This is a genomic window from Cryomorphaceae bacterium, assembly GCA_017798125.1.
GTDB lineage: Bacteria > Bacteroidota > Bacteroidia > Flavobacteriales > ECT2AJA-044 > ECT2AJA-044.
Genome location: CP059070.1, coordinates 2,354,311 through 2,379,008 on the forward strand (window position 1 = coordinate 2,354,311; position 24,698 = coordinate 2,379,008).

Consider the following 24,698-nt stretch of genomic DNA (forward strand, 5'->3'; position numbering starts at 1 on the left):
CATCCGTCGAGGGTCCTAAATTAGAAAAAGCCCACTGAACAAATTCATAGCTTTGCAACTCATTAATTAACGGATATGAAAAAAGTAATGTTATTCGCCCTGGGGTTGGCCGCTCTCGGCGCGTGCACCAATCCAGCGGCCCAAGATGCCTCTGGTTATTCTATTGATGCGACCATTACAGGGGCAGATTCTGTACTGGTTCGCCAAATTGCCCTTGTGGATGGCGAGTACGAAGTCATCGACTCGACCTATTCTGACCATGATGGCCATTTTACCTTTAGTGGAGATCGTGAAGAAGCTCAGCTTTATTACATCGGCGTAGGCGGTGGTCGCAATATTATTGACCTCTTTATTGGTGGTGACCAAGTGAGTATTACGGGATCCATGGATTCTCTAGACGCCGTAGTGGTTTCAGGTTCTGAGACGTACGATACGTTCAAGTCCTTTACCGATGACATGAGCGCGTTTGACAAAGACAATCGCGAACTCTATATGCGCTATATGCAAGCGCAACAGGAAGGAGATAGCGCTCAAATGTCTGCCATTGATGATGAGTATGATGCCCTTATGGAGCGTCAGGATGCTTACCGTCAAGAATTCATTGCAAACAATGCCAGCAGTCCTGTGGCTCCTTACCTCATCTTCAGCAACCTATATGGAAAAGAAGCTTCTGAGCTCCAAGAGGAATTGGCCGTTGTGGATACTTCCCTTTCCGAAAGCTTGTACTACACGATGTTGACCGAACAAATTGCCTTACTCGAAAAGGTAGCCGTGGGAATGCCTGCCGTTGTTTTTACGCAGAATGATACTTCAGGACAACCCATTGCTTTGGATCAATTCAAAGGACAATACCTCTTGATCGATTTTTGGGCGAGCTGGTGTGGACCTTGCCGTCAGGAGAACCCGAATGTAGTGGCTATGTACGGAGAGTACCACGAGAAAGGATTTGAGATCCTCGGAGTAAGCTTTGACACCGATCGCGATAAATGGCTAGGTGCCATCGATCAAGATGGACTCATGTGGCCACAGGTTAGCGATTTGGCCGGATGGGATAATGCCGCCGGAAAACTATACGGTGTTCGCTCTATTCCTCATACGGTTCTTCTAGATCCAGAAGGGAACATCATTGCTAAAAATCTACGTGGAGAAGAATTGCGCGAAAAGCTGGATGAACTCTTTGCAGAGGCCTAAGCCTCTGCATAAATCCAGTGCATGAGCTTTCTCTTGAGCAGCTCGGGATCAAAAGGCTTGGTAATATAGTCGTTCATTCCAGCAGCCAGAACTTGATCTTCCACGCTTTGATTAGCGTTCGCGGTCAAAGCGATAATTGGAATTTCTCGCCACTCTTCTTGGGAAGCTCGAATCTGAAGCGCAGCCTCTAGCCCATCCATAACGGGCATCTGGAGGTCCATAAGCACTAAATCAAAAGAATGGTCCTGCATGTTTTGCAGGGCCATTTTTCCGTTTTCGGCAATGGTAACCACCATGCCGTGATTCATCAAGAATCGCTCGGCAACTTTCTGATTGAGAATATTGTCTTCTACCAAGAGGATCTTCTTTCCTTCTAAATCTCCTTCAGCAAATTCGGCCACCTCCGTAATTAACGGCTCCGCAGTTTCACTACCTCGAGCAAAGGTTAACTCAAAGTAGAATACGGATCCAGCGTCTTTATTACTCTCTAGGTGAATGTCACTGCCCATATGGAGCAAGAGGGTGCGGACAATGGCTAAACCTAAGCCCGTTCCCCCGTAATTCCGGGTAGTGCTTGAATCTTCCTGTACAAATCGTTCAAAAATCTCCGAATGCTTATCCGGGTGAATACCAATACCCGTATCTCTGACTTCAAACCGGATGGATACAGTCTTGTCCGTTTCCTCGAGATGTTTAGCTTCTACAACCACTTCTCCCTCATTGGTAAACTTAAATGCGTTTGAAATAAGATTTCCCAACACTTGAAGCAACCTGGTCGTATCTCCCATCAAAAATTCCGGAATACGCTCGTCACAGATAACCTCGTAATTCAAGCGCTTTTCTGTGGCTTTAGGTAAAAAGGCATTACGCAGGCTTGTGCCAAGTTCTTTCAAGGAGAAATTGCGAATCTCCAACTCTACTTTTCCAGATTCGATTTTGCTGAAATCCAGAATGTCATTGATCAGGTTCAATAAGTTGTCTGAACTGAACTTCACGACGTCCACCATTTCTTCCTGCTTACCGTCCAGCTCGGTTTTTTCCAGGAGGTGGGTCATCCCAATGATGGCATTCAGCGGCGTGCGAATCTCATGACTCATGGTAGACAAGAAGTTCTCCTTTGCGGTGCTTGCCTCAATCGCTTTCTCTCTGGATTCAATGAGCTTGATCTCCGATTCTTTCCTCAATAGTGCACTCGAAATCAAGCGAGAAGTAAACATGAAAAATTCAATCTCCTTCTGAGTGAATTGCTTCATGTCGTGCACTGCGTCGAATCCTACAAACCCGTACACGTGCCCCTGCTCCAGTAACGGAATATTGGCAAAACTCTTAGTCTTTAAGGCATATGTGATCTTTTGAACGAGCTCCGGATAGGTTTTTACGCGCTCTGGATCTATGGTCCGAATAACGTTCTCTCCCCGCTCCATTTTTTCACGGAACGAAACAAAAGGGCCGGCGACTGCTCGGGGAAGCACTTCACCCAAAGGACGAACGCCTGCTCGCGTCCATTCATAGGTCAAGTCAACATGTTCACCACTATCATCAAGCTGATAGACGTAGGTCCGATCAACACCTGTGAATTCGGCGACCGCCTCCAACACCTCGTTGATGTTCTCGTCAATTCGATCAATGGACACGCCAATGAGTTTCGAAGAAATCTCATTGATGCGCTCCACAAAATTCAACCGATTCTGAATCAAGCGTTCTTTGATGCGTGAATCAGTCACCTCGTTGATCACGACTATAATTTCGTCTACGGCACTACGAACTAAAGTAACTTCAAAGCTCCGAGGTTGCCCTTCAATGTTAAAATCAAACTCGGCAAACTCCTGATCACCCGTTTCTAATGCGCGTTTGAATTTGGTCTGGAATTCTTCAAGATACTTTGGAGGAAGCATCTCCATCACGTTCATTTTATGAAGATGCTCCTGACCAATTCTGGTCTTTGTTTTTGGGTTGTAGATGTCCAATTCCGTCTGACCGACCTTGAAATCAATCACCTTTCCTGTGGCAGAAATCCTAAATATGTGACTCGGAACTGATTCAATAAGTGCCCGGTTTCTCGCCTCAGTTTCAAAAATTCGACTCTCGCTTTCCTTTTGTTCTGTAATGTTCTCAAAGGAGTTTAATACCTGGGTAGGGATGCCCAATTCATCTCGATAGAAAACCGAACTTATTTTTCGAATCCACTTCCAGGTTCCCTCCTTGTCACGTACCCGGTAGATCAACTCCTTCTTTTCACCATCCGGCAGGTCAAGAATTTCTTCATAGTAGGTGTCAATAGCCAACAAATAATCGTCGTGGAAGAATTGGCTTCGGCCACCTCCTTTGCGCAAGGCCGCCTCAATGTCCTCATTGGTATAGCCCAAGGAGGCGAAGAGTGAACGACTCTGATAGGTGTTTCTCTTGAGGCGTAAATCATAAACCGTCAAGATAATGGGAGAACTTCGCGCAATATCGTTGAGCAACTGTGTGGTCCGATACGTTCTCGATTGACGGCGGTTATTCAGATCCAACAAGGTAACCTCGAGCTCTACGCTCCTGTCGTCACCAATCATTTTGGTACTGGCCAAGACTTGGATCTCCTTTCGAAGGGCACTTTGCACTCCCCATTGCATGGGTCGGCTTGAATGCGCGGGATTGGCTTGTTGATTTTGGCGATCAATCTGCTCCTGAAAATCCAATTTGGTTAAATCAGCAAAGTCAAGTCCACGCAACTCTTCGAGCGCATAGCCGGTTAATAGCAAAAACTCTCGGTTCCAGCGGATTACTTTACCGTTTTCGTCAAAGGTAACTTGAGAAGTAAGGTCATAGCCAGAACTACGTCGCAGCCAGCGAGCTTCAAACATGACCATGTTTCGATCCTCGAAGGGACTCAATACCACGTCGTCTGCACCTTCTGCGAAGGCCTCCTCTACTTCATCCGCATTAGAGGCGACAATGACCACCAAGTCTCCCGGATTGGCTTGAATGAGGAGCTCCTGAATTTCGGACAATGCACCGAACCAAACGACGTTTTTATTCAGAGTATCATTGGACCAGACATGAAGCTCACGATTCATGGTGCTCAGCACCTCTCGAAGTCTGGATTCAACAGGACTCAAGGGAAGTATGTAGTAATTAAATCCGGAAACGTTGGCCAGATTCTGTAACCCCGCCATTTGGTTTCCCTCTTCTGTCTCTTTCATGCAGCTGTTCCTTATGCCTGTTTCATGAGCGTAGAACCGTCCTGTCGAGGCCTAAAATACGAGAAAATTGGATAGTTTTGTAGCTATGGATGCACCCAGACTACCGTCTTTCATGAAAATCAATAGGATACGTCGGTTTGATTTTAAACCGAGGTATTACGATGAGCAGAAAGAACGTCTGGACAACCTCAAGAAAAAGTACCACGGCGAAGGAAAAGATACCCTTGAATTTCGGGATCGACTTCAAGAGAATTGGAGTCGTCGAAAACCAGCAGCTTCCGGTTATCCCTTTGGACGATTGGTCGCCATCATGGCCATCTTATTCTTCCTCGCCTACCTCCTACTGTTCCGATGACCGACATCATTCAGGTGCTGCCCGATCGGGTAGCGAATCAAATAGCTGCCGGTGAAGTGGTCCAACGACCCGCTTCCTTGGTGAAAGAGCTCCTGGAAAACAGCATTGATGCTGGCGCCACGGAAATCTCATTGATTGTGCGCGACGCGGGTCGAACCCTGGTCCAAGTCGTGGACAACGGAAAAGGCATGTCTACGGCTGATGCCCGACTATGTTTTGAAAGGCATGCCACCTCAAAAATCAAGGATGCAGAGGAACTCTTTCGAATCTGCACCAAAGGATTTCGAGGTGAAGCATTGGCATCCATCGCCGCTGTAGCACATGTGGAGCTCCGAACCAAAAGGACCGAAGATGAACTGGGCACAACGGTCACCATTTCGGGCTCAGAGGTGAGCTCGGAAGAACCCGCGCAGGCGCCTGATGGAACCAGTATTTCGGTCAAAAACCTATTCTACAACATACCCGCGCGTCGGAACTTTCTGAAGAGCGACAAGGTCGAACTCAAGCACATCATTGACGAATTCGAGCGCGTGGCTTTGGCCCATCCGGACATTGCTTTCGACCTTCACCACAATGATCATGAGCTTTTTCGCCTACGGCGCGATGTCCTCCGCAAACGAATCGTGGATGTCTTCGGCACAAAATTCAATGAGCGCCTCGTCCCGGTAGAAGAAGAAACCGACGTAGTTGTAGTTCAGGGTTTTGTCGGAAAACCGGAACACGCGCGGAAAACAAGAGGAGAACAATTCTTCTTTGTGAACAGCAGGTTCATTAAAAACCCCTACCTCAACCACGCCGTATCCTCTGCCTTTGAAGGACTCATACCAGAAGGACACCACGCATCGTACTTCCTGTATTTAGAAGTAGATCCACAGACCATTGATGTCAATATTCACCCGACCAAAACGGAGATTAAGTTTGAAGATGAACGAGCGATTTACGCCATTCTTCGATCGGCGATTCGGAAGTCCCTGGGTCAGTACAACATTGCGCCGAGCTTGGATTTTGAGCGCGAGACCAGTTTCGACGACATCCCATTAAAGCCCAGCGGTCCTGTTCGAATGCCTACGATTGAAGTGGATCCGGATTTCAATCCCTTTGATACAAGTGAGGAGCGCGGTGGCCAGGCGGGAGCATCGGGCCGTAGGCCCCAAACCCATCACAACCAATTCGACTGGACAGCCGCGTACGCACAGGACTCGGCGCCGCAGGTCGAAGAACAGCAGCTGTCACTCGAGGAATCCAAAAGCGTGATGGCCTACCAGCTTCACGGAAAGTACATCCTGACCCACATTAAATCGGGCTTTATGATCATCGATCAGAACAGAGCCCATCAACGCATTCTCTTTGAACAGTTTCAAAAGAGCCTCGGACGACAGAACTCTGTCACGCAGCAGCTGTTGTTTCAACAGACCATCGAGCTCGGAGCTGGCGATTTGTCACTTCTCGAAGAACACGAAGAGACACTGCGTCAGCTTGGATTTGACCTAGAACGCTTTGGAGGTCAATCCATTGTCGTTCGCGGAATCCCACCGGGAGTGCGGGAAGCAGACGTGCAAGGGCTCATCGAGACCCTTCTTGATGACCTAAAGAACCATCGCGATGATCTGGGTCGTGGAAACACGGATCGGGTTGCGGGCTTCATGGCACGGAATTTGGCCATTCGCAGCGGTGCATCACTGGAAAAAGAGGAGATGCATCAACTGGTTGATGAGCTATTTGCCTGTGAACAGCCATTCGTGGCGCCCAATGGAAAATCTGTGCTAATCACCCTGAGTCTCGATGAGCTCGATAAAAGGTTTCAGTAGATGAATTATCAACCCACGCGGTTTAGCATATTGCCTGAAGTGATCAAGAACCTCTTGATTATCAATGGTTTGTTCTTTTTTGGTTCTCTCGTCTTGGAGAGCACCTTTGGTATTGACCTCAATCGAATTTTGGGGCTTTACGTTCCCGGTTCAGAGCATTTTCGACCTTATCAGTTGATTACGCACATGTTCATGCACGGGAACCTCGGGCATATTTTCTTCAATATGTTCGCCCTTTGGATGTTCGGAAATATGCTTGAGAACGTCTGGGGAGGACGACGCTTTCTGGTGTACTACATGGTCACCGGATTGGGCGCTGCGGTCATCCACTTGGGCTGGAACTACTTTGAGCTCATGCAAGTGCTCCAAAGTGTATCGCCGGAACAGGTTCAGCGCATTGTGGAGGGAGGAACGGACGTGTTGATGCGCGGGCAAAACTACAGCGACCCCGCCTTAGCTAAATTGAACCTCATCTACAACATCCCTACTGTTGGGGCATCAGGAGCAGTGTTCGGCATTTTGCTGGCCTACGGTATGCTCTTCCCTGAAACCCGTATTTACTTGTATTTCGCCTTCCCGATTAAGGCCAAGTACTTTGTCATTGGGTACGGTTTACTCGAGCTCTTCAACGGTATTTCTAACGATCCATCCAGTAATGTTGCGCACTTCGCTCACTTGGGCGGAATGCTCTTCGGCTTCCTCTTGATCAAGTATTGGCAGAACAAAAACGGAACACGTTACTGACATGGCAAGCATCACGGACGAAATCAGAGAAAACTTCCGCCGCGGAGACATGATGACGCGGCTTATTTACATCAATATTGGCATCTTCTTGGTGATCAACATCTTGAAGGTACTGGGCTTCTTTTTTAATGCTGATTTTTCCATAGCGGAATATTTTACAGTGAAGGCAGCTCCCGGAGCCCTGCTCTTACAACCATGGGGGCTCATTACTTATATGTTTCTCCATGAGGGCTTCCTGCACATTCTCTTCAACATGATTTGGCTGTTCTTTGGAGGCCGGATCTTCTTGGAATACCTCAATGAGAAAAAACTCTTGAGCGTCTACCTCCTCGGGGGTCTAGCTGGTGCTGCCTTGTACATCCTGGCCTACAACCTCTTTCCGGTTTTCGCTGATCAACTCCCCTATTCTCAAGCTCTAGGGGCTAGCGCGTCTGTTATGGCCATCTTTGTGGCTATTGCCACCTTTGTTCCTGACTACACGGTCCGTTTGATGTTCGTTGGGAACGTGAAGCTCAAGCACATAGCCATTTTCTATCTTTTGCTGGACCTGTTGAGCATCCCGAGCGGAAATGCCGGCGGCCACATCGCTCACTTGGGTGGGGCGCTTTTTGGCTTCCTCTATGCCCGTCAACTTCAAAAAGGAAACAACATCGCTGCTGGATTCGAAAAATTCCTCGAGTCCTTCTTCACGTTTATCCGCCCTAGACCCAAGATGCGGACGGCTTACAAGGCCAAAACGAGAACGGAAACGCAGTACCACGAGCAAAAAGCTTCGCAAAAAGCAAAATTGGATGCTATCTTGGACAAGATTTCGGAGTCCGGATACGACAGTCTCTCCAAAGACGAGAAGGACTTCCTGTTTCAGATGAACAAGGAATAAACGAGTGAACAAGTACCGCTGGATCGACAAACTGCTTTTGCCCTTGACCTGGCTCAGTGTCGGTGCACTCGTCTTCTCCTACCTTGCATGGTATCTAAAGCCTTCTCAGTTTATCCTAGCCACTTTCGCTGGACTGGCCTACCCGGTGCTATTAATCACTGTCCTGGGCTGGCTTCTGTTTTGGCTGTTCCGCTTTAAACGTGTTTTACTCATCCCAATACTGGCCCTAGCCCTTGGATGGGGACAATTGTCCGCCTTTTTCCCTTGGGGAGGTGCGGCCGTCCTGACCCCAAACAAAGATGCCCTTAGAGTTATCTCTCTCAATAGCCGACATTTTGATCAGAGCTATTGGGATCCGGACTACGACCTATTGGGTACTATTGATGGCTTCTTTAGAGCAGAACAAGCCCACGTCATTGCCCTTCAAGAATTCAACAAAGGACGAGCAGTACGCATCCTGGAATCCGAGAGCTACTCACGACTAAATGGAAAAAGTAATTTGGCCTTATTCACGGACCTTCCGGTCGTTGAAACAGGCTCTCATCGTTTTGCGTCCCACATCAACTACGGCGCCAATGGTTTTCAATGGGCTGACCTTTTATACGAAGGAGACACTTTGAGGGTATACAATTGCCACATTAGTTCCAATCAATTAGAACGAAGCCAAGTAGAGTTGATCGAAAAGGTCGAAGATATTACCACCGAAAAGGTCAATTCTCGTTTTGGAGCCATGTATCGCCTTTTGAAAACGGGATTTCTTTTCCGTGAAAAACAGGTGGAAGTGCTCAAAGAGCACATTTCGGCATCACCCTACCCAGTCCTGGTTGTCGGGGACTTCAACGATACCCCTTTGAGCAACGCATACCGTGAAATGACTAGGGATCTGGTCGATGGGTATGGGGAGAACGGTCGCGGCTGGGGAAAAACATATCGAAAGAGTCTTATACCTCTGCGGATTGACTATCACTTCCACGACCCTATGCTCAAGGCTCAATTCGTACGTGTACGCAAAGTGGAAATCAGTGATCATTTCCCCCTAGTCGGTCACTACACCTGGAACTAGTCTGCAAGAACTTCTACCCGACGCAGGTCTAATAAATTGAGCGCATTGGGCGTCAATCCCCTCACCTCCTTTCGCGTAAAGCGCAGGACCTCATCGTAAAAAAGCGGAACCGCGGGTGCCTCATATACGATTAGAGAATCCATTTGCTGATACAAGGCATACCGAATCGAATCTTCGGTTTCTCGGCGAGCTTCTTCATACCAGGCATCGAATTGCGGATGGCTGAAGTGCGTGTAATTGGGACCGTTCGGGGCAGCATTTGCGCTGTAAAACAAGCTCAAGTAATTCTCAGCGTCTGCGTAATCTGCAATCCAGCTTCCACGGAAAAATGGCGTCTTACTGGTGGCCATCATTTGCCGTAGCGTCGATGGAGGCAATACTTCTACTTGAACGGGAATACCGAGTGCATTCCACTGCGCCTGCATATACTCACAAAGGTCTAAGTAACTCGCGTTTGTTTGAAGCCTAATTTCCGGAAGATTGGGGCCTACGGCCCGAAGAAGCTCTTCCACTTTACCAGGATCATAGCTGTACCCCTTCACCCGCTCTGGATCATAGCTGGGCAACCCCGAAGGCACAAATCCGGCTGTGGCCGGCTGACCGATGTTGTTGCGCAGGTAGCGCATCATTTCAGCCCGATCAAAGCCATAATTCAGTGCCTGTCTGAGGGCTCGTTTTTGAAGAGGTTTGATTTGTTGATTGGAATCCACCACAATACCCAGGTATTCGGTATTCAAATACGGTAGGGTCTGCAGTCGAAAGCGATCCGCGTATTTCTCTTGAAGCTCCCCTTCATAGGTTAATAGTTCATCCTTGTAGCTGGCATCCAGCCCGGACAAAAAGTCGAGGTTTCCTTTCACCAGCTCTAAAAATCCGGCCTGTTTGTCTGGAACAAAGGTGACGGCCACTGCCTCCAAATAAGGAAGCGCGCGGCCCGTATCGTCCGATTCGAAGTAAAAGGGGTTTCTTCGGAAGACCAGTTTTTCATTGGGCGCCCAGAGCTTGAAGTAAAAAGGCCCTGTACCAATCGGTGCATTCCGTAGATCAACCTCCGGATGATCTTCCAACGCGCGTGGAACAACGGAGCAGTACTTCATTGATAGCAGACCCAAGAAAGGCGGAAAGGGCTCGTTTAAGGAAATTTGAAGGGTGGAATCATCCAGAGCTGTGTACGACGCCACGTTTTCCATGACCCATGCGCCGGGTGCAGCCAGACTGGAAGAGCGCAGACGGTCAAAGCTGTACACGAAATCCTCTGCGGTCACTCGAGGTCCTTTCTGGTTTGAAGGATCACCGTGTTCCGGACCGAAAATGGGATGGGCGTGAAAGTGGACATCGCGCCGTAGGCGAAAAGTATATACCCGACGGGTAGAGTCAATGCTCCAGGAATGGGAAATGGCCGGCTGAGGACGCAGGTTGGAATCCAATTGAACCAGGCCGTTATACAGCTGATTTGTGGCCCAAATCAGGGCTTGATTGCGGGAAAATGCCGGATCAAGGGTGGTAATGCCACTGCTTTCATTGTAGCGAAAAACCATTCCGCGCTGGGGTTGTTCCTTCACCGAACAGGCTGTGAATCCGCTGAAAAACAGCACAAAAAGCAGTATCTTTGCCGCCCCATGACGCATACGCCAAAAGTAGCATTTTATACACTGGGCTGTAAGCTCAATTTCTCGGAGACCTCGACCATTGCGCGGGACTTTGAACAGAAGGGCTATGAGCGTGTGAATTTTGAGCAATCTGCGGATGTATATGTTATCAATACCTGTTCGGTAACGGACAATGCAGACAAGCGCTGTCGGCATACCGTACGGACTGCCCTGCGACAGAACCCCAAGGCCTTTGTGGTGGTCGTGGGTTGTTATGCACAGCTCAAGCCAGAGGAAATCGCAGCCATTGACGGTGTAGATTTGGTTCTTGGCGCTACTGAAAAGTTCAAGGTCACGGACTACATCAACGATTTCACCAAAAACGATATGGGCGAGGTCCACAGCTGCGAGATCAGCGAAGCGGACTTCTACGTTCCCGCCTACTCCGCTGGGGATCGGACCCGCGGCTTTCTGAAGGTCCAGGATGGATGTGACTACAAGTGCACCTACTGCACCATTCCTTTGGCGCGTGGGATATCGCGCAGTGCTCGGTTGGAAGACGTCGTATCTTCTGCCCATGAAATTGCGAAACAAGGCCGCAAAGAGGTGGTTCTAACGGGCGTCAATATTGGAGATTACGGAAAGGGAGAGTTCGGGAACAAGAAGCACGACAATACCTTCTTGGAACTCGTTCAAGCCCTCGATCTAGTGAAGCCCATTGATCGCTTTCGGATTTCGAGCATCGAGCCGAACCTACTTCGAAATGAGATCATCGATTTTGTGTCCACCTCACAGCGCTTCGTTCCTCACTTCCATGTCCCTCTTCAGAGCGGAAGCAATACCATCCTGAAAAAGATGAAGCGTCGCTACCTGCGCGAGCTCTACGTTGATCGAGTCAATCGCATACGCGAGGTCATGCCTGCAGCGTGTATCGGAGTCGACGTGATTGTGGGCTTCCCGGGCGAAACCGACGAGCTATTCTTGGAGACCTATAACTTCCTGAACGACCTCGACATCAACTACTTGCACGTGTTCACCTACAGTGAACGGGCGAATACGGAAGCCGCTGAAATGGAAGGGGTCGTCGACAAAGCCGTTCGGCACAAACGCTCCAAAATGCTTCGCGTATTGAGCGCTAAGAAGCGCCGTCAATTCTATGAATCTCAACTGGGCGGAACTTTTGATGTCCTATTCGAGGGCGAAAACAAGGAAGGATACATCCACGGCTTCACCGAGAACTACGTGAAGGTGAAAATGCCCTGGGATCCAGCCCTGGTCAATACACGCGCTCAAGTCCGATTGACCGATATCGACGAAGATGGCTTGGTCCGATTTGAGTATCTTGGGGCGAACGTACACGCCTAAGTCCATGAAGAATATTGCGGTTTTTTGCGGCGCGTCCACAGGACGTGATCCAAAGTATGTAGATGCGGCCAAAGTCGTTGGTCAACACCTCGCCAAATCCGGGATTGGACTGGTTTATGGAGGTGGCAGAGCCGGACTCATGGGTACAGTGGCCGATGCCGTCCTCGAAGGTGGCGGAGAAGTGTACGGAGTGATTCCCGACCGAATGGTGGCCGCCGAACGAGCGCATCACGGCGTGACCAAGCTCTACGTCGTGGAGTCCATGCATGCACGCAAGTCCCTTATGGCTCAACTGGCCGATGGGTTCATTGCCCTCCCAGGAGGATTGGGAACCCTGGACGAACTCTTCGAAATCTTAACCTGGAACCAACTTGGAATTATTGCGAAACCAGTAGGTTTGCTCAATGTCGACGGATATTTTGACCCCCTGCTAAACATGGTGGATCACATTTCCGAGCAAGGCTTTCTTCATGCCCTACGGGCCGATGAATTGCTCCGCTCAGACCGCATCGACACCTTGGTTGAATCCATGACAAAACAAAACGCATGATTACTATGCAATACACCTTCGCTGTCCCCGAAGGCCAAAAAGATGCCTTTGAGGAATCTTGGGCTCGCGTGACCGAAATCTACCTCCACTACTCCAACAGCGGTGGTAGTCGTCTTTGGTTCGAAAAGTCCACTGGTCTGTATGTCGCCCTTGCTCTTTGGCCTTCACGCGAAGCTTACGACAGCCGAGAGGAACATATTCCAGCAGATAATCCCGAATTAGAAAAATGGGGTAAGGCCATGACGGATACCGGGTATACACTAGTGGAGAAAAGAGAACTCATCGATCGAATCAACCTCTGGAAATGAGCGGAAAAGAACTTCAAGACTTCACCCTACAAGTTGCCGAACTGGCCAAGCGCGTGGGTCAATACATCGAAGATGAACGCGTTCGATTCAACGCCTTTGAGCACGTGGAACGCAAGAGTTTCAACTCACTGGTCAGTTACGTGGACAAGACCGCAGAGGAACAGTTGGTCGAAGCACTGGGAGCGCTTCTACCTGAAGCTGGCTTCGTAACCGAAGAAGGAACTGCTGGAGCCGAAGATCAAGACTACCTCTGGATCATCGACCCTTTAGACGGCACCACCAACTACATTCACGGTATTCCTTGCTATGCCGTAAGTATCGGGTTGACCTATCGGAACAAACTCTTGATTGGGGTGGTGTATGAAATCACCAAGGACGAGAACTTCTACGCCTGGAAAGATGGCGGTGCCTACTTGAATGGAAAGGCCATTCAGGTAAGTCCGCAAACCAGCTTTGCTGCCTCCTTGTACGCCACGGGCTTCCCGTATTACGATTTCGAAAAGATGCGGGGTTATTTAGACCTCTTAGCTCATCTCATGCAGCACTCTCGCGGTATACGCCGATTGGGCTCTGCCGCGACGGACTTAGCCTATGTGGCTTGTGGACGATTTGAGGGCTTTTACGAATACGGACTCAGTCCATGGGATGTTGCCGGCGGATCTCTTTTGGTTATGGAAGCCGGTGGTATTGTCACGGATTTCTCCGAAAGTGTAGACTTCATCTATGGCCGTGAAATCATTTCGGCCAATGCCCATACGGCTCAGCCCTTGACCGAAGCTCTTCAAAAGTTCCTTTGATGCGAGTGGTGGCACTTCTTGGACTGGGAATGGACGCTCGTGCGGTGAAGCAGCTGAGCTCACTGGTCAATATTGAAGTGCACCACCAGATTCCTCAGGAGCCCCAGGAAAGCCTTAGAGCCTACGCTTTACGATGGGGACATCACCTACAACTTCAAGCCGGTGATGTCGTTATCGGCATGAGCTTTGCCGGTCCCATGGCCCTGGAAATGACGGATCATTTTAAACTGGCAGGCTGTGTGCTTCTCTCCACTTTTGTTACGCCTGAGGAACTCCCTAAAATTCACCGTCGCGCCCTGCGGCTCGGTCTTCATCATTGGATCCCCTACCGACTGGGTTGGTGGTTGGGCAAGAGGTGGGCTCGTCGAAAGGCGATATTGGATCCTAAAAACGCCAGGGCCATTGCGGCCATTGAGCGCAAAACAGACCCCTCATTCTACCGCTGGGTGATTGATGCTTTGGGAAAATGGGAAGGAACAGAATCGTCTTACCCTCAACTTAGAATCCATGGTTTGGGAGATCGAGTACTCCCGTTGGACACCTCAACGACCGGGGTTGAATTCTTGGAAGGGAATCACTTTTTGCTCGCGGACTCATCGGCCCGTAGGGCCATGCAATTGAAGATTGACGCCTTCTTAGGCAATCTGGCATCCTAATTGTAGTTCTCTCTACAAATTCAATTCCTTTGTCATGAAACACCTACTCACCGCGGCTTTAGCCGTACTGCTATCCTTTTCCGTATCCGCTGAAGGCGAAATTATCTCCGAGGTGGATGAAGTCACGTTCTTCCTTTCAGGCGCACAAATAAAGCGCTCAGCCGATATTCAATTCAGCGCTGGTATACAGGAAGTTATTCTGCACGGTTTGGAACCCAGTATTAATCCGAGCAGCATCATACTTGCGGGAACCGGCCCTTATACCCTGCTCTCTTATCGCCACGAAATCCGAACCATTCAACCGGACAACGCCGAACCGACGGATCCCCGTGCACGGGAACTCCAGGCCAAGATCAAAGCTGCGGACGACAGCTTGAGTGATATGCGCTATTGGCAGCAAGACATGAGGTTTCGACTGGATGTACTCAAGAACGAAAAACGGCTTCTATTGGAAAATCCGATCAACCAAGGGCAAGCCATCGGGGATTCCCTTGAATTGTTGAAGAATGCCGTGGACTATCTAAGCAAACGCTTGACCATCGTCAATGATGCCCTTCTTGAATTGCAGCGCGAAGAAGCGCTTTATACGCAAACCGGTGGCCGATTGGGTCAACGACTGCAAGCGCTACGTCAAGAATACCAGAGTCTTTACCCTACAAAGAATCCGTATTACGACTATCGCTTGGTCCTTACAATTGACGCCGAGCGAGCGGGAAGCGGGAGCATGGATTTCAGCTACACCGTGCCTTCAGCGGGCTGGCAACCTGAAATCGAGTTTCGCTCGAACGGATATGGTGAACCCATGGAATTGCAGCAACGCGCTCTGCTGCATCAGAATACAGGAACAGATTGGAAGGGCATTGACCTCTTTGTATCGACCAGCAATCCAGCAGGATATCGGAATAAGCCCATGCTTCAGCCGTGGGTGTTGAATTTCATCCAACGCGGTGCTCGTAGAGATGCGGCCTTACTGGACGCCGTTCAGGTCTATGCGGCGGAAGAGGATGTGGCAGACGAAGAGGTCATGGATGCGGTTATAGTCCAATCCTTTGATGTGGCTCAAGCCAAATCATATCAACAACTGGCCTACAAGCGCTTTGAGTTTGATCGAAAGTTCACAGTGAAATCGGGGGCAGCCTATCCCGTCCGTGTAAAATTGGAGTCCGCGAAACTCGATTGCGAGTATCGCCTAGTTGCGGTGCCTAAGCTCGATTCGCGCGTGTATGTTCAGGCCCGATTTGCGGATTGGCAAGAATACATGCTCCCTGACGCAAAGGCCAAGTTATACTACCAAAACATGTTCCTAGGCGAGCTGGCGATTCATCAAAATATGTACGCCGATACTCTTGAGGTAAGCATGGGCTTCGACGATGGTATTCAAGTAACTCGCGAACTCCTCATGAGTGGTTCAAAGAACCGCATTATTGGGAAACGAATTGAGCAAGAGCGCGTATACAGTTACCGAGTACAGAACTTCAAGTCCAGTCCAGTCACCGTTTACATCGAGGATCATATCCCGCTTTCAAGGCAAGAAGGTCTAGAAATTGAGCGAATGGAATGTCGCAAGGGTTCGTATACCGAACACGATGGGAAATTAGAATGGAAGTTTGATTTAGATGGAAAGGCGACCGAAACGTACGAATGTGGTTTCCGGGTTAGCTATCCGAAGGATAAAGTAGTGCAAGGTCTTTGATCTCATCACTTTCCCACACATATTTATCGCGGGGATTCAATACCAATTCAATCATCGCCTTGGCGACATCTCGGGCTTGAATCCCCCGATATCTTTTCCACGAACCCATGAGGAATGGGCCGAACAGCTGGATGAAAAATTTCCCAATACTCTCCCCCGTTCTTTTCTCTCCTCTAGGGCCCAATAGAAAACTTGGGCGGAGCGCCCATTTGCGCCGAGGTCCGTGCTTGAGAACATCGAGCTCCATCTGTCCTTTCGTTCGCAAATAAAATGGCTGAGCACCGGCATTGGCTCCAATGGTGGATACGACCGCAAAGGCTTCCACCCCGTCTCTTCGCGCCTTACACGCTGCTGAGACTGGAATACCATAATCAATGGCTCGATATGTTTCCTCATCCGGCGTCTTGGCGTTAGTGGTACCAATGCAGCAGAAAACTCCATCTTCTAAAAAAGGAGTGTCGTGATGCTGAATATCAAATAGGTCGGCAACAATAACCTCCACTTTAGGGTGGCTAATGGCAAGAGGACGCCTAGACCAAACCTGAATCCTTTCGATCTCAGGATGCCCTATGAGTTCTTCCATTAGCATTCGTCCGACAAGACCTGTCGCCCCTAAAACACTTACTTGATGCATATCTTAATTACAGCTCAGCGAAGGTATTGTTTTCATTATTTTGGGGTAGAATCTTCGTATCTTCGCTCCTTATGAAAATTACCCCCTCCCATATAGACGGTCTGCTGGTCATCACTCCTCGAGTATTCCGCGATGACCGAGGTTATTTTGCCGAAACATACTCAGAAGAACGCTACCGAGAAGCCGGAATTATTGGGCCTTTCGTTCAAGATAATCAGAGCCTATCACAAAAGGGTGTCCTTAGAGGCCTTCATTTTCAAAAGCCTCCATTTGCCCAAGGCAAATTAGTACGTGTAATCAAAGGTTCCGTACTCGATGTTGCCGTGGACATTCGCAAAGGATCCCCAACTTACGGACAGTATCATGCCGAAATCCTGGACGAAGAGCTTCAGAATCAGTTTTGGATTCCCCCCGGTTTTGCACATGGTTTCTTAACACTTGAAGACAACACGATTTTCTCCTACAAGTGCACCCAGTACTACAACAAGGAAAGTGAGGACGCGATTCGCTGGAACGATCCGGACGTACACATTAATTGGGATGTGGAAAATCCAATTTTGAGCGAGAAGGACCAAGTTGCTGCCTTCTTGAAAGACTTTGAGAGTCCCTTTACCCTATGAAAAAGTTCCTTCAAGCTACCGGATTACTAGCTGTCCTCTTTGTCCTGACCCAGCTCTTCATCTATTCGGATAAGGATGTCGAAACCGATGATGTGACTTTTGAGGAAACCTTTGAGCGGAATTACAACGTCTACGCGCTCAACTTGCCGAACGAACCTCGTTTCATGGACGAGACCGTTCCCGTCAGTGACCCGGACGTGTTGGAACGCCTTGACCGCGAACTCTTGGTGAACACGTACTGGCAGTCGAATGGCCTTCTTCTTCTCAAGCGTTCCAATAAGTATTTCCCCATCATCGAGCCCATTCTAGCCGAAATGGGTGTTCCGGATGATTTCAAGTATTTGGCGGTTGCCGAGAGCGGCTTGCAAAACATTGTATCCCCCGCCGGTGCCGCTGGTTTCTGGCAAATCCTCAAGTCTACAGGCCCTGAATATGGTTTAGAGGTCAACAAAGAAATTGATGAGCGATATCATTTAGAGAAGGCGACCTATGCCGCCTGTGACTACCTCTTGGAGGCTAAAGAAAAGTTCGGAACCTGGTCCCTTGCCGCTGCGAGCTACAATATGGGGATGAATGGTCTAGAGCGTCAACTCGAGCGACAAAAAGTCAATTCCTATTGGAATTTATTGCTCAATCCCGAGACCAGTCGATATGTATTCCGCATCATGGCCATTAAAGAAGTCATGGAACATCCGGAGAAATACGGTTTTCACTACCGAGAGAAGGATTTGTATACCATGCCCGACTTGTACGATGCCGTTGTAGATTCGAGTGTGACGCATTGGAGTGATTTTGCTCAAGAGAAAGGAATATCCTACAAAACACTTAAGTACTATAACCCTTGGCTTCGCGAAAGCTATTTGCGGAATCCAAGTGAAAAGGAGTACGTGATTAAACTACCAACAGACACAAGCGTTTACTACAGAGAGAAGGCGGTAGAATGACCCAATTTGAAGAGAAGTTAGAGGTACTTGGTGCCCGTGTGCACAACCTCAAGGACATCGATATATCTATTCCTAGGGATGAGCTGGTTGTTATCACAGGTTTGAGTGGTAGCGGTAAAAGTTCATTGGCCTTTGACACCATCTACGCCGAAGGACAGCGTAGGTACATTGAGACATTTTCCGCGTATGCGCGGCAATTCCTGGGTGGCCTGGAGCGACCCGATGTCGACAAGATTAACGGGCTGAGCCCCGTCATCTCCATAGAACAGAAAACGACGAGCAAGAACCCGAGATCTACTGTAGGAACCATCACAGAAGTTTATGACTTTTTGCGCCTCCTCTACGCCAGGGCCGCAGATGCTTACAGTTATGTTTCGGGTGAGAAAATGATAAGCTATACAGACGAGCAAATTCGACAGCTCATCAAAGAAGACTTTGAGGGAGAGCGAATTCTACTGCTGGCTCCTGTCGTCCGAGCACGTAAAGGTCATTATCGGGAGCTTTTCGAAACCATCCTTAAGCAAGGCTTTGTCCGTGCCCGTGTTGACGGAGAATTAGTGGAGGTGACCCGTGGCATGAAGCTGGATCGTTATAAAACCCACGACATTGAAATTGTCATCGACCGCCTACAGGTGGATTCCTCCAGTGATCAAAGATTGAAGCAATCCATCGAGACGGCCATGAACCAGGGAAAGGGGATGCTGATGGTTCAGCGACATCAAAGCGATGAAGTCCGGTATTTCTCTCGTCAGCTCATGTGTCCGACAAGCGGTATTGCTTACGATCATCCCGAACCAAATACGTTTTCCTTCAACTCTCCCAAAGGGGCCTGCCCGAGCTGCAATGGAATTGGAAAGGTTTCTGTTGTGGACCGCGACAAGATTGCTCCGAATCCAAAGAAGTCCATTAAAAATGGAGGCATTGCGCCACTCGGCGAAATGAAGAACAACTGGATCTTTGGAGAGCTTAAAATGATCGGAGAGCGTTTTGGATTTGACCTCAATACGCCTGTCGGAGAGATTCCAGATGAAGGATGGAAGGCCATTCTCCATGGAGCCCATGAGACGTTTGAAGTCAAGAGCAAAACGCTGGGTGTGACTAAGACCTACTCTATCAATTTTGATGGACTCATCCCCTTCTTGGAGCAGCAACACAACAACGCAAAGAGTCGAAGCTTAAGACGTTGGGCCGGAGATTACATGATCAAAAAGAACTGCCCGGAATGCGGCGGTGCGCGACTTCGAAAAGAAAGCCTTCACTTCCGCATTGATCATCATAACATTTTCCAGCTCAGCAATATGAGCATTGGAGACCTTCGAACTTGGTTGGTTGGTGTAGAAGATCGCGTCAGTGAACGACAGCGAGTCATCGCATTGGAAATCCTAAAAGAAATCCGATCCCGACTCGGTTTTCTCAGCGATGTCGGTCTAGATTATCTGAGCTTAAACAGAGGTAGTAAGAGCCTTTCAGGTGGCGAAGCACAACGTATTCGTTTAGCGACTCAGATAGGGTCTCAACTGGTCGGTGTACTATACATCCTCGATGAGCCTAGTATTGGGCTCCATCAACGAGACAACATCAAGCTCATTCAAGCTTTAAAGGACCTGAGGGATGTGGGTAACAGCATCATTGTTGTGGAACACGACCGGGATATGATCGAACACGCGGATCATGTGATTGACATTGGCCCCGGAGCAGGTGTACACGGAGGTCATATCGTGGCCGAAGGGAAACCAAACCACGTACTTGAGCTCCCTACCCTGACCGCGGAATACCTCAAAGGAGTTAAACGGATTGACCTACCCGAAGGACGCAGAGAGACAGCTAATCAAACGATCAAACTTTTCGGCGCACGAGGGAACAACTTAAAGAACGTGGACATTGAGCTTCCTCTCGGCGTATTGACTTGTGTTACCGGTGTAAGTGGTAGCGGAAAATCAACGCTTATTAACGAGACCTTGTATCGTATTCTGAGCGCCCATTTCTACAACGCGGTCACCAAACCTATGGAGTACGATCGAATTGAAGGGGTCGAGCACATTGACAAAGTCATCGATATTGATCAAAGCCCCATTGGACGAACCCCGAGATCAAATCCCGCTACGTACACCAATGTGTGGGGCGATATTCGGGCCCTGTTCTCCAATCTTCCCGAAGCGAAAATCCGAGGGTACAAGCCTGGTCGATTTAGTTTTAACGTAAAGGGTGGGCGTTGTGAAACCTGCCAAGGAGCCGGTGTACAGGTGATCGAGATGAATTTCTTACCCGATGTACAAGTGCCATGCCCTACCTGTAGTGGGAAGCGATTCAATCGAGAAACCCTTGAGGTTCGCTACAAAGGGAAATCCATAGCCGAAGTTCTGGACATGACCGTTGAAGATGCTTCAGAGTTCTTCAAGAACATTCCTAAGATCTACAACAAAATCAAAACACTCAACGATGTAGGGCTAGGCTACGTCAAATTGGGTCAGCAGAGCACTACTCTATCGGGAGGTGAAGCACAACGGGTTAAACTGGCTACGGAACTCAGTAAAAGGGACACAGGAAAGACCCTGTATATTCTGGATGAACCCACTACCGGTCTACATTTTGAGGATATTCGCGTACTTCTGGACGTTCTGCAGCGTTTAATAGATCGGGGCAATTCTGTCCTTGTGATTGAGCACAATCTTGATGTCATCAAGGTCGCCGATCACATCATTGACCTTGGTCCTGAAGGTGGCGCAGAAGGTGGCACTATTTTGGGAACGGGTACTCCAGAAGAAATCGCGGAAATGGCGCACAGCTATACCGGTCAGTTCCTCAAGAAAGAACTCGAATGGACTCGTGCGGCAGCCGCTAAAACGGCAAGCTATGAACCAACGACTTAAGAGTAATCTACAGAGAGACTGGAATGAGATCAAGGCCAACGATAGTTGGGCCATCTTCAAGGTCATGTCTGAATTTGTTGAAGGCTTTGAGAAGCTCAGTAAAATAGGCCCCTGCGTCAGTATTTTTGGTTCCGCGCGCACTAAACCTGAGGACAAGTACTACCTGCTTGCAGAAGACATTGCCTTCCGGTTGTGCCAACGTGGATATGGTGTAATAAGCGGAGGTGGACCCGGTATCATGGAAGCGGCCAATAAAGGTGCCAAGCGTGCCGGAGGGAATTCGGTAGGCTTGAATATCGAGCTCCCCATGGAGCAAGGATCGAACCCTTATATCGACCCAGACAAAAACATTGATTTTGATTACTTCTTTGTTCGGAAGGTCATGTTTGTCAAGTATTCTCAAGCCTTTATTGCCATGCCTGGCGGTTTCGGAACCTTGGACGAGTTCTTCGAATCCTTGACCTTGATACAAACGAATAAAATAGAACGCTTCCCCATTATTCTGTACGGTTCTGAATTCTGGTCCCCACTGCTCGACTGGATTAAAACCACTGTGCTCAATGAATTTGCGAACGTCAGCCCTGAAGATCTGGATTTGATCACCATTTGCGATGAGCCAGACAACGTCGTTCAGACCATCGACAAGTTCTACATGAAGTACCTTCTTCGTCCGAATTTCTAATGGCCTCGAGAGTCTTTATGGTTCGCCCGGCCGCTTTTGGACCCAATCCGCAAACCGCGCAGAGCAACGCCTTTCAAAGTGAAGAAAAGCCCCCCGATAATCTTCCTGAACTCGCTCGATTAGAATTCGATGCCTTGGTCCACTCCTTGCGGAACGCCGGTGTACTTGTGGAGGTATTCGACGAGCCTTCCGAGACGGCTAATCCCGATGCGGTTTTCCCTAACAATTGGGTTAGCTTCCATCCAAAAAAAGGGCGCGTTTTCCTTTATCCTATGTTAGCGCCTACACGGCGCGATGAGCGGCGTCCTCAATGGGTAGATCAACTCGTCATTGACTGGCCGCAGACAAAAATCACGGATCTGAGCCCTCACGAGAAAGACGGTAGATTTCTTGAAGGCACGGGATCCCTCATATTCGACCCGCTTCAAGAATTAATCTTTGCAACGCGTTCACCTCGAACGGACGACGAATTGGTCCACCAAGTAGCTACAGACTTAGGATTGCGTGCCATGCTCTTCGACGCCTTCGATAAAAATGGCCAGGCGATCTACCACACCAATGTCGTTTTTGGCCTCGGCCAACATCTGGCTATGGGTTGTTGGGAAGCAATCCCTCAAGATCAACGCATTGAAGTTATTACCACTCTGAATTCGTCGAATCGTCCGGTGATGCATCTGAATCACGAGCAAATGGCCTCTTTCGCGGGGAATTGGATTGAGTTAGAAGGCCATTCCGGACCCGTTATGGCGTTAAGCAAAACAGCATGGCAATCACTACAGCCAAGCCAAAAAGCTGTTATTCAGGACATTTACGAAGTTGTGGTCGGTACTATACCCTTGATCGAAACATTTGGAGGTGGATCCGTGCGTTGCATGATTTGCTCTGTTGATGCCCGGTGACTTTTCGCTAAAATCACAATTCCGAAAGTCTGGATAAAATCACATATCCGATGCAAACTGGCTTCAAGCCCCTGATTTCCCTAAAATCACGCCTCTAATCGGGTAATCCGCTTTTCCTAATATCACACTTCTGATTTTCCTCCAAGCTAGAGCCCTTGTATTATGGGCTCTTGAATCCACTATATTGTACTCTGTTACTCTGTAACACACCAAACCTAATTACATGTCTAAGAAAACAAGCGAACATCTTCACGCTTTAGTGCATAGCTTGACACCGCATGAAAAGCGGTATTTCAAGATATATGCAACGCGACATGTGATCGAAAAGAACAACGTTCATATTCAAGTCTTTGACGCGGTAGACGAACAAGAGACCTACGACGAGCAGATCATTCTAGATCGTTTTAAAGGGGAAAAGTTTGTCAAGCGATTTGCAGTAACAAAATCACGTCTCTACGAACTAATTCTCAAGAGTCTTCACGCCTATCACGCTTCTAGCTCCGTTGATGCTGAGCTCAAGAAAATGCTGCATATGGCGGAAATCCTGTACAAGAAGACGCTTTACAGACAGTGCGACAAGTTGTTGAAAAAAGCCAAAAAGCTAGCGCTTGAACACGACAAGCACACCACCCTGTTGGAAATTAGACTTTGGGAAAAGCGGATTTTAGAAAAGGACAACTATTCGGGACAAGACGATCAGGCCATCAAGGACATTCTCGAAGAAGACTTACATACTATTGAGCTCATTAAGAACTACTACACCTTCTGGAACTTGAAGTCTCGTTTCTTCCTTCCGCTATACAAAGGTGGAAAAGTTCGAAACTTAGAGGAAAAAGAGAAATTCAATCAGATCCTCTTGGATCCGCATCTTCAAGATGAGGACATGGCGCTCACCGTTGAAGCGAAGTACTTGTTTCACCATATCTATTCAGCACACAACTTCTCCACCGGGGATTACGAGAAGAGCTATCAACATATGATTCTCAACCTGAGACTCATTGAAAAAAACTTCATCCTCTTCAAAGAAGAACCCAACACCTACTTCAGCATCTTGTCCAATGTAATCTACATCGGAAATCAACTGAAGAAACACAGCGAAATACGAGATCACTTTGACAAATTGGGTGAGTTCGTTGCTCGACTGGATCAAAAGGACAATGTGGACCTTCAGATGCGGATTTTCAGCATTCTTAAATCACTCGAGCTCACTATTCATGTGCAGAAAGGAGAATATGATAGGGCTCTTGATATCCTTCCCGAGGTGGAAGGTGGACTTAAAAAGTTCGACACAAAATTGAGTCCGCTGCGCAAGGCTGACTTCTTATTCAATATCGCTACGCTCTATTTCGGTTTAGAGCAGTACTCGGATAGCCTGAAGAATGTCAATAAAATTTTGAATGAGACGCGAATTGACGAGAATGAGGATTTATTCAGCTTCTCGAAATTCATGAGTCTGGTTCTCCATTATGAATTGGGACATTTCGAACTGGTGGTCTATCAGAGCGAAAGCACGTACCGATACCTTAAAAAGCGTAACCGCGTCTTCAAAACGGAACAAGCGCTCATTCGCTTCTTCAAGCGCCTTCATCAGTATGAACCTAAGGATACAAAGCCCTTTATTGAATTGCGCGATGAACTGATGAGCTTGATTGAAGAGCCCTTGGAAAAAGCACCCTTCGAATACTTTGATTTCATCTCTTGGTGCGACAGTAAAATCTCCGGGCAGTCGTTCGCTCATTTGGTTCGCGTAAAGCACGGAATTGAGCCTCTAGACAAGGCGGGGTAAAAAAAAGAAAACCCTTTTCAAAATCGTATGACTTCTCAAAGGGCTTTCCCCACCTAAAAACAACTGCTACAAGATATTC

21 protein-coding genes are annotated in these 24,698 nt (G+C 48.5%); 18 read left to right on the plus strand and 3 right to left on the minus strand.

Annotated elements, in window-relative coordinates; translation table 11 throughout:
* Positions 1-75 precede the first annotated feature (75 nt).
* On the plus strand, positions 76-1,191 hold the full coding sequence (locus HZ996_10390) for an AhpC/TSA family protein (GenBank protein ID QTN39528.1): 1,116 nt from the start codon (positions 76-78) through the stop codon (positions 1,189-1,191).
* On the opposite strand, the gene HZ996_10395 is transcribed toward HZ996_10390, so the two are convergent.
* Positions 1,188-4,376 (minus strand): response regulator, encoded by a 3,189-nt coding sequence (locus HZ996_10395; GenBank protein ID QTN39529.1) that lies wholly within the window; start codon positions 4,374-4,376, stop codon positions 1,188-1,190. The genes HZ996_10390 and HZ996_10395 overlap by 4 nt on opposite strands.
* 112 nt (positions 4,377-4,488) lie before the next feature.
* On the opposite strand from HZ996_10395, the gene HZ996_10400 reads away from it, so the two are divergent.
* The 5 genes from HZ996_10400 to HZ996_10420 are packed head-to-tail and all read left to right on the plus strand — an operon-like array spanning position 4,489 to position 9,226.
* Positions 4,489-4,731 (plus strand): hypothetical protein, encoded by a 243-nt coding sequence (locus HZ996_10400; GenBank protein ID QTN39530.1) that lies wholly within the window; start codon positions 4,489-4,491, stop codon positions 4,729-4,731.
* A complete protein-coding gene (gene mutL / locus HZ996_10405) occupies positions 4,728-6,539 on the plus strand; it encodes a DNA mismatch repair endonuclease MutL (GenBank protein ID QTN39531.1) in 1,812 nt (603 codons plus the stop codon). Before HZ996_10400 ends, mutL begins: the two co-directional genes overlap by 4 nt.
* Complete coding sequence (locus HZ996_10410; GenBank protein ID QTN39532.1) at positions 6,540-7,283, plus strand: rhomboid family intramembrane serine protease; 744 nt, start codon at positions 6,540-6,542, stop codon at positions 7,281-7,283.
* 1 nt (position 7,284) lies between these two features.
* The gene (locus HZ996_10415) at positions 7,285-8,163 is read left to right on the plus strand and encodes a rhomboid family intramembrane serine protease (GenBank protein QTN39533.1); all 879 of its coding nucleotides are present in this window, start codon (positions 7,285-7,287) and stop codon (positions 8,161-8,163) included.
* Positions 8,164-8,167: 4 nt separating this feature from the next.
* Positions 8,168-9,226: an endonuclease/exonuclease/phosphatase family protein gene (locus tag HZ996_10420; protein ID QTN39534.1), complete on the plus strand. Its 1,059-nt coding sequence runs from the start codon at positions 8,168-8,170 to the stop codon at positions 9,224-9,226.
* Here the strand turns inward: HZ996_10420 and HZ996_10425 are convergent.
* The gene (locus HZ996_10425; GenBank protein ID QTN39535.1) at positions 9,223-10,854 is read right to left on the minus strand and encodes an ABC transporter substrate-binding protein; all 1,632 of its coding nucleotides are present in this window, start codon (positions 10,852-10,854) and stop codon (positions 9,223-9,225) included. The genes HZ996_10420 and HZ996_10425 overlap by 4 nt on opposite strands.
* On the opposite strand from HZ996_10425, the gene mtaB reads away from it, so the two are divergent.
* The 6 genes from mtaB to HZ996_10455 are packed head-to-tail and all read left to right on the plus strand — an operon-like array spanning position 10,846 to position 16,184.
* Entirely contained in the window at positions 10,846-12,180 is a 1,335-nt protein-coding gene (gene mtaB / locus HZ996_10430) for a tRNA (N(6)-L-threonylcarbamoyladenosine(37)-C(2))-methylthiotransferase MtaB (GenBank protein QTN39536.1), read from the plus strand. The genes HZ996_10425 and mtaB overlap by 9 nt on opposite strands.
* A 4-nt stretch (positions 12,181-12,184) precedes the next feature.
* Positions 12,185-12,730, plus strand: a complete 546-nt coding sequence (locus HZ996_10435) for a TIGR00730 family Rossman fold protein (protein QTN40040.1) — start codon at positions 12,185-12,187, stop codon at positions 12,728-12,730.
* Positions 12,727-13,038, plus strand: coding sequence for a hypothetical protein (locus HZ996_10440; GenBank protein ID QTN39537.1), 312 nt, complete (start codon positions 12,727-12,729; stop codon positions 13,036-13,038). Before HZ996_10435 ends, HZ996_10440 begins: the two co-directional genes overlap by 4 nt.
* Positions 13,035-13,835 (plus strand): inositol monophosphatase, encoded by an 801-nt coding sequence (locus tag HZ996_10445; GenBank protein QTN39538.1) that lies wholly within the window; start codon positions 13,035-13,037, stop codon positions 13,833-13,835. The genes HZ996_10440 and HZ996_10445 overlap by 4 nt, the downstream gene beginning before the upstream one ends.
* Positions 13,835-14,491 (plus strand): hypothetical protein, encoded by a 657-nt coding sequence (locus HZ996_10450; GenBank protein QTN39539.1) that lies wholly within the window; start codon positions 13,835-13,837, stop codon positions 14,489-14,491. The genes HZ996_10445 and HZ996_10450 overlap by 1 nt, the downstream gene beginning before the upstream one ends.
* 34 nt (positions 14,492-14,525) lie before the next feature.
* Positions 14,526-16,184: a DUF4139 domain-containing protein gene (locus HZ996_10455; GenBank protein ID QTN39540.1), complete on the plus strand. Its 1,659-nt coding sequence runs from the start codon at positions 14,526-14,528 to the stop codon at positions 16,182-16,184.
* Here HZ996_10455 and HZ996_10460 read toward each other — a convergent pair.
* Positions 16,147-16,818, minus strand: coding sequence for an NAD(P)H-binding protein (locus HZ996_10460; protein QTN39541.1), 672 nt, complete (start codon positions 16,816-16,818; stop codon positions 16,147-16,149). The two genes, HZ996_10455 and HZ996_10460, sit on opposite strands and share 38 nt — an antisense overlap.
* Before the next feature lie 71 nt (positions 16,819-16,889).
* Between HZ996_10460 and rfbC the strand changes: the two genes are divergently transcribed.
* The 6 genes from rfbC to HZ996_10490 all read left to right on the plus strand — a co-directional run bounded on the left by rfbC (position 16,890) and on the right by HZ996_10490 (position 24,619).
* Entirely contained in the window at positions 16,890-17,438 is a 549-nt protein-coding gene (rfbC, locus tag HZ996_10465; GenBank protein ID QTN39542.1) for a dTDP-4-dehydrorhamnose 3,5-epimerase, read from the plus strand.
* Entirely contained in the window at positions 17,435-18,382 is a 948-nt protein-coding gene (locus HZ996_10470) for a transglycosylase SLT domain-containing protein (protein QTN39543.1), read from the plus strand. Before rfbC ends, HZ996_10470 begins: the two co-directional genes overlap by 4 nt.
* Complete coding sequence (gene uvrA, locus HZ996_10475) at positions 18,379-21,252, plus strand: excinuclease ABC subunit UvrA (GenBank protein ID QTN39544.1); 2,874 nt, start codon at positions 18,379-18,381, stop codon at positions 21,250-21,252. Before HZ996_10470 ends, uvrA begins: the two co-directional genes overlap by 4 nt.
* Positions 21,236-21,934, plus strand: coding sequence for a TIGR00730 family Rossman fold protein (locus tag HZ996_10480; GenBank protein QTN39545.1), 699 nt, complete (start codon positions 21,236-21,238; stop codon positions 21,932-21,934). Before uvrA ends, HZ996_10480 begins: the two co-directional genes overlap by 17 nt.
* On the plus strand, positions 21,934-22,833 hold the full coding sequence (locus HZ996_10485) for an amidinotransferase (GenBank protein ID QTN39546.1): 900 nt from the start codon (positions 21,934-21,936) through the stop codon (positions 22,831-22,833). The genes HZ996_10480 and HZ996_10485 overlap by 1 nt, the downstream gene beginning before the upstream one ends.
* 223 nt (positions 22,834-23,056) lie before the next feature.
* Complete coding sequence (locus HZ996_10490) at positions 23,057-24,619, plus strand: hypothetical protein (protein ID QTN39547.1); 1,563 nt, start codon at positions 23,057-23,059, stop codon at positions 24,617-24,619.
* Positions 24,620-24,698: the final 79 nt, after the last annotated feature.